Source organism: Variovorax sp. GW822-FHT04A09, assembly GCF_058801005.1.
The window spans coordinates 193,679-206,577 of record NZ_JBXAMV010000007.1; the positions used below are offsets into that span (position 1 = coordinate 193,679).

At 69.7% G+C, this 12,899-nt stretch carries 16 protein-coding genes; 7 read left to right on the forward strand and 9 right to left on the reverse strand.

The genetic code is table 11. The features are described 5' to 3' along the window. Positions 1-3 precede the first annotated feature (3 nt). Genes AC1RLW_RS28195 through AC1RLW_RS28210 form a run of 4 tightly spaced genes read right to left on the reverse strand, consistent with a single transcriptional unit; the run spans position 4 to position 1,737 of the window. Entirely contained in the window at positions 4-504 is a 501-nt protein-coding gene (locus AC1RLW_RS28195; RefSeq protein WP_159273826.1) for a hypothetical protein, read from the reverse strand. Between the two features lie 15 nt (positions 505-519). Next, a complete protein-coding gene (locus AC1RLW_RS28200; protein WP_159273827.1) occupies positions 520-1,089 on the reverse strand; it encodes a DUF4124 domain-containing protein in 570 nt (189 codons plus the stop codon). Between the two features lie 19 nt (positions 1,090-1,108). Then, positions 1,109-1,351, reverse strand: a complete 243-nt coding sequence (locus AC1RLW_RS28205) for a hypothetical protein (protein WP_095948131.1) — start codon at positions 1,349-1,351, stop codon at positions 1,109-1,111. 47 nt (positions 1,352-1,398) lie between these two features. After that, positions 1,399-1,737, reverse strand: coding sequence for a Rieske (2Fe-2S) protein (locus AC1RLW_RS28210; RefSeq protein ID WP_070060176.1), 339 nt, complete (start codon positions 1,735-1,737; stop codon positions 1,399-1,401). Positions 1,738-1,913: 176 nt separating this feature from the next. Here AC1RLW_RS28210 and AC1RLW_RS28215 point away from each other — a divergent pair, with 176 nt between their 5' ends. The 7 genes from AC1RLW_RS28215 to htpX all read left to right on the forward strand — a co-directional run bounded on the left by AC1RLW_RS28215 (position 1,914) and on the right by htpX (position 7,185). Next, entirely contained in the window at positions 1,914-2,657 is a 744-nt protein-coding gene (locus AC1RLW_RS28215; protein ID WP_493195894.1) for a peptidoglycan-binding protein, read from the forward strand. A gap of 148 nt (positions 2,658-2,805) precedes the next feature. Beyond that, positions 2,806-3,015, forward strand: coding sequence for a YgaP family membrane protein (locus tag AC1RLW_RS28220; protein WP_159278600.1), 210 nt, complete (start codon positions 2,806-2,808; stop codon positions 3,013-3,015). Positions 3,016-3,018: 3 nt separating this feature from the next. Beyond that, complete coding sequence (locus AC1RLW_RS28225) at positions 3,019-3,540, forward strand: RNA polymerase sigma factor (RefSeq protein WP_493195895.1); 522 nt, start codon at positions 3,019-3,021, stop codon at positions 3,538-3,540. Between the two features lie 37 nt (positions 3,541-3,577). Beyond that, positions 3,578-4,609 (forward strand): dihydroorotase, encoded by a 1,032-nt coding sequence (gene pyrC, locus AC1RLW_RS28230; protein WP_070060172.1) that lies wholly within the window; start codon positions 3,578-3,580, stop codon positions 4,607-4,609. Beyond that, complete coding sequence (locus AC1RLW_RS28235; protein ID WP_493195896.1) at positions 4,606-5,424, forward strand: NYN domain-containing protein; 819 nt, start codon at positions 4,606-4,608, stop codon at positions 5,422-5,424. Before pyrC ends, AC1RLW_RS28235 begins: the two co-directional genes overlap by 4 nt. Then, a complete protein-coding gene (locus AC1RLW_RS28240; protein ID WP_493195897.1) occupies positions 5,400-6,164 on the forward strand; it encodes a DUF3025 domain-containing protein in 765 nt (254 codons plus the stop codon). Before AC1RLW_RS28235 ends, AC1RLW_RS28240 begins: the two co-directional genes overlap by 25 nt. Positions 6,165-6,312: 148 nt before the next feature. After that, positions 6,313-7,185: a protease HtpX gene (gene htpX / locus AC1RLW_RS28245; RefSeq protein ID WP_056575841.1), complete on the forward strand. Its 873-nt coding sequence runs from the start codon at positions 6,313-6,315 to the stop codon at positions 7,183-7,185. Between the two features lie 91 nt (positions 7,186-7,276). On the opposite strand, the gene AC1RLW_RS28250 is transcribed toward htpX, so the two are convergent. The 5 genes from AC1RLW_RS28250 to hmpA form a co-directional block, all read right to left on the reverse strand. Further along, entirely contained in the window at positions 7,277-8,278 is a 1,002-nt protein-coding gene (locus AC1RLW_RS28250) for a ProQ/FinO family protein (protein ID WP_493195898.1), read from the reverse strand. 110 nt (positions 8,279-8,388) lie between these two features. Beyond that, the gene (locus AC1RLW_RS28255; RefSeq protein WP_493195900.1) at positions 8,389-8,937 is read right to left on the reverse strand and encodes a VUT family protein; all 549 of its coding nucleotides are present in this window, start codon (positions 8,935-8,937) and stop codon (positions 8,389-8,391) included. Between the two features lie 2 nt (positions 8,938-8,939). After that, entirely contained in the window at positions 8,940-10,565 is a 1,626-nt protein-coding gene (locus AC1RLW_RS28260; protein WP_493195901.1) for an NAD(P)/FAD-dependent oxidoreductase, read from the reverse strand. A 73-nt stretch (positions 10,566-10,638) separates the two neighbouring features. Beyond that, entirely contained in the window at positions 10,639-11,559 is a 921-nt protein-coding gene (gene cysK, locus AC1RLW_RS28265; RefSeq protein WP_062478599.1) for a cysteine synthase A, read from the reverse strand. 115 nt (positions 11,560-11,674) lie between these two features. Beyond that, positions 11,675-12,859, reverse strand: a complete 1,185-nt coding sequence (hmpA, locus tag AC1RLW_RS28270; RefSeq protein ID WP_493195967.1) for an NO-inducible flavohemoprotein — start codon at positions 12,857-12,859, stop codon at positions 11,675-11,677. Positions 12,860-12,899: the final 40 nt, after the last annotated feature.

Sequence of the window (12,899 nt, forward strand, 5' to 3'; positions counted from 1 at the left end):
GAATCAGGAGACGGCGTTTTCGACCTTTGCCTTCAAGGTGCGGCCGGCAGCCTGCACCAGTTCGCGCAACCGCTGCTTGTCGGCCGGATTTCCGAGGCCGAGTTGCACCTTCCAGCGGCCGGAGAGCGCGAAGAATTCGTCCCAGCTCATGCATTCGACGGCCCGGATCACGGCGCGCTGCTTGCCGCTTTTCATGTGATAGATCCGAGCGCCTAGGCGGACCTTGGGGCGCCAGCCGATGGGAAAGCCGGAAACATCCGTCCAACCGCCATGGCGGTGCTCCTCGATGGCGATGTCGACCGCGAAGTCGTCGTCACCCGGCACCGCCGTGCCGGTGGCCGGGGGATAGTCGAACACCTGCGCCAGCAGGTCGACCCAACTGTCGTCCGGCTTCCTGCTACCGAAATATCCGCCCTCCAGGTGTCGAAGGAAATCCTTGCGCGGCATGACCCGAACTTCGCCGAGATGAAGCCTGATCGGCGTCTTGCGAAAGAACGAGAACATTGAGGAGGCGGTGGCTCAGCGACAGGCCCGCATGTCGGCGATCTTCCTCTGCTTGTCGCGGCGCTGCGGCTCGGTCAGGCTGATGCTGTTGGCGGAGACCTCTTCGTTCTTGATGTCGAACTCGGAAGGGCAGGCGCGCGCCTGCTGCGAGGGAGCGCGCGCCATGGCCGCGGAGGTCTGGATCGAGCGCACGACACCGCTTTCCGTATAGACGTAGAACGTGCCGTTGTCGCGTTCGTAGATGCGCTGCTCGGTGAAACCGCCTGGGTAGTCGCCGGTGTTGATGCGCGTGGGGGCGCCCATGGCCGACTGCAGTTCCTTCAAGGTCATCCCGCGCACAGGATGGCCCTGGAGGATGGCGACATTGATGGCGCTGCGGTCCGCCGGCGATCGCATGTCCTGCGCGGTGGCAGGCGATGGCGACGGTGCGGCGAAGGTCCGCACGTCGCTTTGCTTTTCCGCGCTGGCGCAGGGCGTTTCCTGGAACGCGACTTTCCCGTCCGGCGATTGGCACTTGAAGACAGCGGCAGCCGGCAGCGACAAGAGCAGCAGGGGGAGCAGGACGATCGGCTTCATCGATGGCATGGGGCTTCCTGTTTTGCTGTCAGTCGCAGCGGTAGACGACTTCCCCCGCCGGCACACCCTGCGCCGGCACCTCCGACAGCGTGCTGCTCAGAAAGCGCATCGGCGCGCCGAAGTTGCGGCAGTAGTTCTCGGCGTCCTGCGCGGTGGGCGACTTGAACACGCCGTCGGCCAGGAAGGTGACGCGCGGCGCGGGTCGCGAGACGCAGCCCGCGATGACGAACAAGGCCGGAACGAGGACGGAGACAGCAGCGAATCGGCGCATGGGGCAGGGCGGAAAGAAGAGGTCGCGACTGTAGCCGCTCGGCGGCGTCAGTCGGCCAGCCACACGCTGCCGTCCGCCGCCTCGCGCAGCGCCAGCGGCGTGAGGCGCGCGCCGCGGCAGGGGCCGCCCACGCAGCGCCCGGTGTCGGGCTCGAAGATCGCGCCGTGCCGCGCGCACATCAGGTAGCGCCCGGAGCTTTCGAGGATCTGGCCTTCGAAATCGAGCGGGCCGCCGGCGTGCGGGCACTGGTTCAGGTAGCCGTGCACGGCGCCCTGCCAGCGCACCGCGAAGGCCGGCGCGCCGCCGGGCGCGGTGAACAGGGCCGCGAGGCCGCCGTCGGCGAGTTCGGTGGCGATGGGCTGGGCGGTCGGGGCGGGCGCGGTCATGGGGAGCGAGCCTACCAAGGTCCGCCACGGGGCTGGCGCCCCGGGGGACACCCCCGCGTCATCACATGTTTCGGCTATGTCATCCGACCAATAGACGCAGGGGCGTGCCGTTTTCACAATGCATCCGCTCGCTTTCCTTCGTCCGTGCATCCTTGTCTCAAGGGGGATCCCCACCGATGAGCACGCTGAAACAGGGCTGGCGCGGGGCCGATGTCCGTCGCCTGCAGGAGGCCCTGAACCGCAAATTGCAGCCCAGCCCCGGCCTCGCGCCCGACGGCGACTACGGCCCCGTCACCCGGGCGGCCGTGCTGCGCTTGCAGGCCGCGCACTGGCTGTGCGAAGACGGCGAGGCCGGCCCCTGCACCCGCAACGTGGCCTTCGACAACGAAACCCACGCCCCCCTGCTGCACCCCGTGGCGCTGATCCCGCAGCCCGCGCCCGCGCTGTGCTGGGCGGCCGCCACCGCGATGCTCACGCGCGCCACCGTGCAGACCGTGGTGGCGCGCACGCCCTCGGAGCTGATGGGCGCCGATGGTGCCTTGCGCCGCCGCGTGGACAGCGACCGCCATGCGCAGGGCAGCGGCGAAGAGGACGACGACAACCGCCGCTTCGCCGCCGCGCACGGCCTCACGCTGCGGCCCCACGGCCCGTGGACCGTCGCCGCGCTGCGCACCGCGCTGCACGCCGGGCCGCTGATGTTCGACCTGCGCTGGGGCGCCAAGGGCGGCGCGCCCGCCGGCCAGCCGGGCCACATGGTCGTGCTCGCGGGCATCCGCGGCGACAACGACCCCGGCGGGGGCGGCACCACGCTGCGCCTGTTCGACCCCTGGCCGCCGGGCCGGGGCGCGCGCAGCTCGACCAGCCATGTGCGCTGGATGCAGGCCGTGGCCGATCGCATCTGCGGGGTGTTCCAGCGGTAGTGGCGCCTGACTGCGGTGGCCGTTGGCACCGGTGCATGAAAAAATCCTGACTTTCCGCGAACCGTTTCGGCGGGTGGCCGCCTCTTTCCATGCGGGAGGGGCGTTCTGCTCCCCCGCATTCACACGTCACGGATCGAAGGAAACCACCATGCTCTACGTCAAGAATGTTCCCGGCTGGGAACGCGCCCTGCGCATAGCCCTGGGCCTCGCCGGCCTCGCCTTCGCCGCCATGAACTGGCCGGCGAATGCCCTGGCCGTCGCGGTCGGCCTCATGGGCGCGATGCTGGCCCTCACCGGGCTGGTCGGCTTCTGCCCGATGTGCGCGATGGTCGGGCGCACCCTCGACAAGGGCCGCTGACCCATGGCCCCCGCAGCGATCGACCGCACCTGCCCGATCCTGGCCGCGCAGACCGGCGACCCCGTCGCCCTCGAGGGCCTGCTGGCCGCCTGCCAGACCGACGCTCGACGCTACGCCCGCCGGCACTGCCAGGCCAGCGACGTGGACGACGCCGTGCAGGAGTCGCTGCTGGTGGTCGCACGCCGCGTGCGCGGGCTGCAGGCGGCCGCGGCGTTCTCGTCGTGGCTGTTCACCGTCATCCGGCGCGAATGCCTGCGCCTGCAGCGCGCGATGTTCCGCCACGACCCGCTCGACGAAGACACCGTCGAGCGCCAGCTCGCGGCCCGCAGCGACCACGCGCTGCGCATCGACCTGGCCCACGCGCTCGAATCGCTGCCGGCGCACTACCGCGAGGTCGTGCTGCTGCGCGACTTCGAGGAACTCACCATCGCCGAGATCGCCGAGCGCCTGGGCGAGCCGCCGGGCGCCGTGAAGAGCCGGCTGCACCGGGCGCGCCTGCTGGTGCGCGAGTACCTGCTGGGGTAGAGGCCGTTGCGGGGGGCGATGCGACAATCCCCCCGCCATGACAGACACCCTCACGATCACCCGCCCAGACGACTGGCACCTGCACGTGCGCGATGGCGCCGCCCTCGAAGCCGTCGTGCCCCACAGCGCCCGCCAGTTCGGCCGCGCGCTGATCATGCCGAACCTGCGTCCGCCCGTGACCACCGCCGCCCAGGCCGTGGCCTACCGCGACCGCATCCGCGCCGCCGTGCCCGCGGGCACGTCCTTCGAGCCCGTGATGTCGCTCTACCTGACCGACAAGCTGCCGCCCGAAGAAATCGCGCTGGCCGCTGAGGCCGGCGTGCGCGCGCTCAAGCTCTACCCGGCCGGCGCCACCACCAACAGCGATGCCGGCGTGACCGACATCCGCAAGACCTACAAGACGCTCGAGGCCATGCAGAAGCACGGCCTGCTGCTGCTGGTGCACGGCGAAGTGACCGACCCCGCCATCGACCTGTTCGACCGCGAAGCCGTGTTCGTCGACCGCGTGATGATCCCGCTGCGCCGCGATTTCCCGGAACTGAAGGTGGTGTTCGAGCACCTCACCACCAAGGAAGGCGCCCACTACGTGCGCGACGCCGATCGCTTCACGGCTGCCACCATCACGGCGCACCACCTGCTGTACAACCGCAACGCCATCTTCACCGGCGGCATCCGCCCGCACTACTACTGCCTGCCCGTGCTCAAGCGCGAGACGCACCGCGTCGCGCTGGTCGAGGCGGCCACCAGCGGCAGCGACCGCTTCTTCCTGGGCACCGACAGCGCGCCGCACCCCGCGCACCTGAAGGAACATGCACTGGGCTGCGCCGGCTGCTACACCGCGCTCACCGCCATCGAGCTGTACGCCGAGGCCTTCGACAGCGTGAACGCGCTCGACAAGCTCGAAGGTTTCGCCAGCTTCCACGGCCCCGACTTCTACGACCTGCCGCGCCACACCGACACCATCACGCTGAAGCGCGAAACCTGGACCCTGCCCGAGACCGTGCCCTACGGCGAAGCCACGCTCAAGCCGCTGCGCGGTGGCGAGACGGTGAACTGGAAGCTCGCATGACGGCGCCGGTGCCCCTGTCGTCGCTGCGCGTGATGCTGCTGATCGACGCCGACAACGTCTCGGCCGACGTGATCGAGCAGGCCGTGCAGCGCACGATGGAGGACTTCGGCGCCATCCATGTGCGCCGCGCCTACTGCAACGCCGAGATGGCCGTGAACCGCCAGGCGCTGTTCAAGCGGCTGTCGGTGCGGCCCATGGTGAACCTGTCGGCGGGCAAGAACAGCACCGACATCGCGCTGGCCGTCGACGCCATCGACCTCGTGATCGCCGAGCGGCCCGACGTGGTCGTGCTGGTGTCGTCCGACTCCGACTTCGCGCCGCTCGTGATTCGCCTCCGCGAAAAGGGCTGCCGCGTCTGCGGCATCGGCCAGCAGGGCAAGACCGGCGAAGAGACCGTCGGCATCTACGACAGCTTCATCGACCTCGCGCACCACGGCATCAAGCCGGCCGTGCGCACCGCGCCGGCCAAGAAGGTGGCGGCTGCGAAGAAGACGCCGGCCGCGAAGACCGCCCCCGCGAAGAAGGCTGCGGCCAAGACCGCGCGCAAGACGGCGGCAAAGACGGCCAAGCCGGTGGCACTGCCACCGCCGCAGCAGCCTGAAATTTCCGAAGCCGCCGAGTTCATCCTGCAGGCCGTGCCCGCGCTGCGCCGTGGCACCGACGTGCCGCTCAACGACGTGGCCAAGGCCCTGCGCACCGCCGGCCTGCTCAGCAAGAGCGGCAGCTCGCTCAAGCTGTTCGACAAGCTCACGGGCGAGTTCGCGGTGATGCAGCATCCCGACCGCATCCGATGGACGGGGGCGCCCGCGCCTTGACCCCGGGCCTGCCGGCGGTCGCGGCCATCGATTGGGCCGCACCCTGGCTGGCGCCCTACCGCGACCCCGGCGAAGCCGTGGCGCGGGCCGTCGCACACAGCGGCACCGTCGCCGCCGCGCTGCAGGCGGCCAAGCCACCCGCCGTGCCCGACTTCGTCACGCAGGACGCGCTGCCCGAGGGCCAAGCCTACGAGGCCCACATCTTCCGCACGCGCACCGTGCCCACGCGCGACAACCTGCACGACTTCTTCAACGGCCTGGTCTGGCTGGCCTTTCCCGAAACCAAGCGCCGGCTCAACGAACTGCAGGCCGCCGAGATCGCACGCGCCGGCGTCGGCGCCACGCGCGGGCCGCTGCGTGATGCGCTCACGCTGTTCGACGAGAACGGCGCGGTGCTCGATGCACCGCCTGCGCTGTGGGAGGCGCTGGTGGCGCGCGACTGGCAGGCGTTGTTCGTCACGCGGCGCGCGCTCTGGGCGCAGGCCCGGCTGCGCGTGTTCGGCCATGCGCTGCTCGAAAAGTTGGTGGTGCCGCGCAAGGCCGCGACCGCGCATGTGCTGCTGCTGCCTGCCGTCGCAGGCCCGCTCGGTGATGCGGCTTTGGCGCGCTGCCTCACGCCTGAACACATGGCACGCAAGCCCTTCGCACCGCTGCCGGTGCTCGGCGTGCCGGGGTGGTGCGGCGCCAACGAAACACCCGATTACTACGACGATCCGAAGGTCTTCCGGCCCCGTTCGTAGAACTTTTACTCCTATCATTGCTCTACCGCACGCCACCGCGCCGCGCCCGTCACAACCTACGACAACAGCGGTATTCCCGACCGGGCAGGCTTGAAGCGGGCCTTCTGGCCCTCATCTGGACGGCAGTGTTCCCCACGGAGAATTCAACTTGAAACGTATCCTTCTGTTCGTCCTGACCAACGTGATGGTCGTCGCGGTGCTCGGCGTGGTCGCCAGCCTGCTCGGCGTCAATCGCTTCCTCACGGCCAACGGCCTCAACCTGACGGCGCTGCTCGGCTTTGCGCTGGTCATGGGTTTCGGCGGCGCGATCATCTCGCTGCTCATCAGCAAGCCCATGGCCAAGTGGACAGCCGGCCTGCGCATGATCGACAACCCCCAGTCGCCCGATGAGGCCTGGATCGTCGGCACCGTGCGCAAGTTCGCCGACAAGGCCGGCATCGGCATGCCCGAGGTCGGCATCTTCGAAGGCGAGCCCAATGCCTTCGCCACCGGCGCGTTCAAGAACTCGTCGCTCGTGGCCGTGTCCACCGGCCTGCTGCAGGGCATGACGCGTGAAGAGGTCGAGGCCGTCATCGGCCACGAAGTCGCGCACATCGCCAACGGCGACATGGTCACGATGACGCTGATCCAGGGCGTGATGAACACCTTCGTCGTGTTCCTCTCGCGCGTGATTGGCTACGCGGTCGACAGCTTCCTGCGCCGCGGCGACGACCGCTCGTCGGGCCCCGGCATCGGCTACTACGTGAGCACCATCGTGCTGGACATCGTGCTCGGCTTCGCCGCCGCGATCGTGGTGGCCTGGTTCTCGCGCCAGCGCGAGTTCCGCGCCGACGCCGGCGCCGCCGCACTCATGGGCAACCGCCAGCCGATGATGAACGCACTCGCCCGCCTGGGCGGCCTGCCGGCCGGCGAACTGCCCAAGGCCGTGGAAGCCATGGGCATCACGGGCGCGATGGGCAAGCTGTTTGCCACGCACCCGCCGATCGAAGAGCGCATTGCGGCGCTGCAGAACGCGCGCTGAGCCCACTGCAGAAGGCGGCCAACGCCGTCGCGCATGAAAAAAGCCGCCACAGTGATGTGGCGGCTTTTTTCGTTGGGGCGGGCGTTCTGCGTCAGTCCGCGGCGGGCGCCTCGGGGGCGGCCGGGGCGGCTTCTGCTTCGGGCGCTGCCTGCGCTTCAGGCGCTGCTGCTGCCGCTTCAGCGGCCACCGCTGCGGCAGCGGCCGCAGCCTCGGCCCGCTTCTTGTCGTCCCGCACGCGCTGCAGCGTGCGCGTCACGTCGCCGGGCTTCATGCCGTACATGTCGGCGAACTCCTGTTCGCTGCGACCGCTGGCTTCGAAGGCGCGCAGCAGGGCTTCGCGCTTGGCGGCCTGCTGGGCGAGTTCGGCCAGGGCTTCGTCGACGACGGCGTTGTTGTTGGCGTCGCGCGAGCGCACCAGCACGGCATAGGCCTCGTGGTCGAGGCCCGAGGCCTCGATGGCCTTGGCGATGCGCGTCACCAGCTGCGGACGCAGGTCTTCGCCGGGGTTGCGGTGCGAACGGCGGCGGTGCAGCTCGAGGATGGCGTGGTGCACGTGCTCGGGGGCGACCGGGTCGAGCGCGTTGCCGTCGAGGTCGTGGCGCGCATGGCCGGCGGCCACGCTCTCGAGGTAGCGCGTGGAGCGCGCATGCTGGCCCATCGCGATCTTCAGGTCTTCGGCCTTGAAGTCTTCGGGATGGCGCGCGATCAGCTCTTCGTACACGCCGAGCTTCAGCGGCACGAAGCGTGCGCCGAAGAGCTGCGGGTAGAGCGCGAACAGGCGTTCCAGCACCGGGTTGACCTTGCGCGGTGCGCGCTGGGCTTCGGGCTGTTGTTGCTGTTGCGGCTGCTGTCCGCGCGGCTTGCGCCCTTGCTGCGGTTGCTGCTGCCCATGCGGGCGCTGTTGCTTGGCGCGCGGCGGCCGTTGTTGTTGCTGCTGTTGCGCGGGGGCGGTGGGCTGCGTTGCCGACGCGTCAGCGCCTGCGTCGGTGCCCGCGCCGGCCTTCAGCTGCTGCAGCTGCTCGGCCATGTCCGGGCGCTGGCGCCGTGCGTTGCGCGAGTTCGTGTTCGGGGCGGCGGTGGATGCGTCGGTCATACGGAAGGCTCGGCGATGGGCGCGAGGGATGGAAAGGGAAGAAAAAGAACAACCGGTCCCGCGCGGTCAGCGCGGCCGGAACATCCTGCGGGTATTGTCAGGGCGGATCGTCATGCGCGTGCAGTGCCTCGGTCAGCGGCTTGCCGCCCGATCAGCAGCCGGAACGGCAGCAGCATCAGCACGCCGACACCGAGCTTCACGCCCAGGTCGCCGAGCGCCCAGGTGAGCCAGGGGCCGTCGGTGCCTGCGAAGGCGATGCCCCAGAAGACGATGCTGTCGAGCACGGCTGCGATCACCGTGGCCACCAGCGGCGCGCGCCACCACAGGCCCCGGCGCAGGCGGTCGAACACGCGGATGTCGATCAGCTGCGAGGCGATGAAGGCCAGGCCCGAGGCGGCGGCGATGCGCGCCGGCGCCAGCAGCAGCGACACCGCCACGGCGACCGCGAAGCCGACCCACGCCACGCGCCGCGCCATGCCGGGGCCGAAGCGCCGGTTGACGAGGTCGCTCACGAGGTAGGCGACCGGGTAGGTGAAGGCGCCCCAGGTGAGCCAGTCGTTGATGGCGAACTGCACGAGAACGTTCGACGCGAGCACCACGGCGGCCATCGCCAGCGTGGCGACGGCCAGCTGGCCGGTGGTGGGACGGTGGAAGTGCATCGTCAAACGGCGCTGCCGAGCACGCTGCGCGCCACGGCCTCGGCCACCTTGATGCCGTCCACGCCGGCCGACAGGATGCCGCCCGCGTAGCTCGCGCCTTCGCCGGCCGGGTAGAGGCCGCGCACGTTGAGGCTCTGGAAGTCGTCGCCGCGCGTGATCTTGATCGGCGACGAGGTGCGCGTTTCCACGCCCGTGAGCACGGCGTCGTGCGTGTCGAAGCCCTTGATCTTGCGGCCGAAGGCCGGGAAGGCCTCGCGCATCGCCTCGATGGCGTAGGCGGGCAGGGCCTGGTGCAGGTCGGTCGGTGTCACGCCGGGCTTGTACGACGGGATGATGCTGCCGAGGGCGGTCGAGGGCTTGCCGGCGATGAAGTCGCCCACCAGCTGGCCCGGTGCGTGGTAGTTGCTGCCACCGAGCACGTAGGCGTTGCTTTCAAGCTGGCGCTGCAGCGCGATGCCTGCGAGCGCATCGCCCGGGAAGTCGCGCGGGTCGATGCCCACGACGATGCCCGCGTTGGCGTTGCGCTCGTTGCGCGAGTACTGGCTCATGCCGTTGGTGACCACGCGGCCCGGCTCGCTGGTGGCCGCGACCACGGTGCCGCCGGGGCACATGCAGAAGCTGTAGACCGAGCGGCCATTGCTGGCGTGATGCACCAGCTTGTAGTCGGCCGCGCCCAGCAGCGGATGGCCCGCGTGGCGGCCCCAGCGGGCGCGGTCGATCAGGCCCTGCGGGTGCTCGACGCGGAAGCCGATCGAGAAGGGCTTGGCCTCGATGTGCACGCCGCGTGCGTGCAGCATCTCGAAGGTGTCGCGCGAGCTGTGGCCCAGCGCCATCACGACGTGGTCGGCGCGCAGCTCGCTGCTCTGGCCGGTCGTCTGGTCGAGCACGGTGAGGCCGCGCAGGTGGCCGTCTTCGATGTGCACGTCGGTCACGCGCTGCTCGAAGCGGATCTCGCCGCCGAGCGCCACGATCTGCTCGCGGATGTTCTCCACCACCTTCACCAGCTTGAAGGTGCCGATGTGCGGATGCGCGACGTACAGGATTTCGGGCGGCGCGCCGGCCTTCACGAACTCTTCCATCACCTTGCGGCCGAGGAAGCGCGGGTCCTTGATCTGGCTGTAGAGCTTGCCGTCCGAGAAGGTGCCGGCGCCGCCTTCGCCGAACTGCACGTTCGACTCGGGGTTGAGCACGCTCTTGCGCCACAGGCCCCAGGTGTCGCGGGTGCGTTGGCGCACGGTCTTGCCGCGTTCGAGCACGATGGGCTTGAAGCCCATCTTCGCGAGCATCAGCGCCGCGAAGATGCCGCAGGGGCCGAAGCCGATCACCACGGGGCGCGTGGCGTCCGCGGGCGCCTGGCCCGGCGGCGTGTAGCGCATGTCGGGCGCGGGCTGGATGTGCGGGTGGGCGGCGTGCTTTGCCAGCAGCGCGGCTTCGAGCGCCGCGTCGGCCAGCTGCACGTCGCAGATGTAGACCGTGAGCAGGTCGACCTTGCGGGCGTCGAAGCTGCGCTTGTAGACGGTGTGGGAGGCGATCGCTTCGGGCGGAACGTCGAGCGTCCGGGCGATCAGGGTGGCCAGCGCCTCTGGGGCGTGGTCGAGCGGGAGTTTGAGTTCGGAGATTCGCAGCATGTCGTGGGGCTTGTGGTTATCAAGCAGACCGACGATTTTAAGCGCCCGAGGCGCTATGAAACTTGTAGCTGGATCAGGCGGGCAGGAAGCCTTCGACGGAGAGGTAGCGCTCGCCGGTGTCGTAGTTGAAGCCCAGCACCACCGCATCGGGCGCCAGCGAGGGCAGCTTCTGCGCAATGGCCGCGAGCGTCGCGCCCGACGAGATGCCGACCAGGATGCCTTCCTCGACCGCACAGCGGCGCGCCATTTCGCGCGCCGGCTCTGCGTCGACCTGCAGCACGCCGTCCAGCAGCGAGGTGTCCAGGTTCTTCGGGATGAAGCCCGCGCCGATGCCCTGGATGGGGTGGGGCGCCGGCGCGCCGCCCGAGATCACGGGCGAGGCCACGGGCTCCACCGCGAACACCTGCAGCTTGGGCCACTTCTTCTTCAGCACCTTCGCCACGCCGGTGATGTGGCCGCCCGTGCCCACGCCGGTGATGAGCACGTCGATGCCTTCGGGAAAGTCGGCCGCGATTTCTTCGGCCGTGGTGCGCACGTGCACGTCGACGTTGGCGGGGTTGTTGAACTGCTGCGGCATCCACGCGCCTGGCGTGCCGGCCACGATTTCCTCGGCGCGGGCGATGGAGCCCTTCATGCCGTTGGCGCGCGGCGTGAGGTCGAAGGTGGCGCCATAGGCCAGCATCAGGCGGCGGCGCTCCACCGACATGCTGTCGGGCATCACCAGGATCAGCTTGTAGCCCTTGACGGCCGCGACCATCGCCAGGCCGATGCCGGTGTTGCCCGAGGTGGGCTCGACGATGGTGCCGCCGGGCTTGAGCGCGCCGCTCTTCTCGGCGTCTTCCACCATCGACAGCGCGATGCGGTCCTTGATCGAGCCGCCGGGGTTGGCGCGCTCCGACTTGATCCAGACCTGCTGCTTCGCATGGCCGAACAGGCGGTTGATGCGGATGTGCGGCGTGTTGCCGATAGTCTGGAGGATGTTCTGGGCCTTCATGGAATCTCCTTGGGTGCGAGGGTCGGATGGTCAGCGCGCATTGTGGCGCCCCCTGGGCCGGGTTGCACCCGGCCCGCGACCGTTTCAGCACGACGGGATGGCAGGCCGTTCCGGCTCAGGCCTCCAGGGCTTCCAGCGGCCCGAAGAACTCGTAGCGAAGCTGCTGCTTCGGCACGCCGAGCGCCAGCCCGTTGGCATACACCGCCTGCATGAAGGGCTTCGGTCCCAGAAAGTACAGGTCGACATCGCGGTCTTCCGGCAGCAGCCCGGCCAGCAGCTCGCGGGTGACGAAGCCGGTCGCATGCGGCGTGTCGCTCTCGCGCGGCGCGTCGTAGACATACAGCGGCTTCACGTTCGCATGCCGCTGCGCCAGCGCGTCCACGCGGGCGCGGAACGCATGCGCGCCGCCGTGCCGCGCCGCATGGACGAAGTGCACCGGCCGGCCCGTGTGGGCCACCGATTCAAGCATGCTCATCGCAGGCGTGATGCCCACGCCGCCCGTCACCAGCACGAGGGGCCGCGCCTGTTCGCCCGCGGGCTGCAGCACGAAGTCGCCGCACGGCGCCTGCACCTGCAGCCGCGTGCCGACCGCGGCGGCCGCGTGCAGCCAGTTCGAGGCGCGGCCGCCTTCTTCCTTCTTCACGCTGATGCGGTACCACGGCTTGCCCGGCGCGTCGGACAGCGAGTAGTTGCGCCGCACCGGCTGGCCGTCGATCTCCAGCACCAGCGTGAGGTATTGCCCCGCCGAGAACGCCAGCAGCGCGCCGCCGTCCACGGGCTCCAGGTAGAACGAGGTGATGACTTCGCTCTCGTCCTCGCGCCGGGCCACGCGGAATTCGCGCGTGCCGCGCCACCCGCCGGGTTGCGCCGCATTGGCGCTGTAGACGGCTTCTTCCGCGGCGATGAGCAGGCCCGCCAGCGATTCGTAGGCCTCGCCCCAGGCGGCGATCACCTCGTCGGTCGCGGCATCGCCGAGCACCTCCTTCACGGCGCGCAGCAGGTAGTGGCCGACGATCGGGTAGTGCTCCGGCAGCACGCCCAGCGCGGCGTGCTTCTGGATGATGCGGGGCAGGGCGCCGGCGATCGCTTCGAGCCGGTCGATGTGCGCGCCATAGGCGATGACTGCGCCCGCCAGCGCGCGCGCCTGCGTGCCGGCGGCCTGGTGCGCTTCGTTGAAGAAGGCCTTCACCTGCGGATGGCCCTCGAACATGATCTTGTAGAAGTGGCTGGTGATGGCCTCGCCGTGGGCCTGGAGCGCGGGCACGGTGGACTTGACGATGGCGATGGTTTGCGGGTGCATGGTCTGGCGGTCCTTCGGTTGAGATGCGTTGGTCATCTCA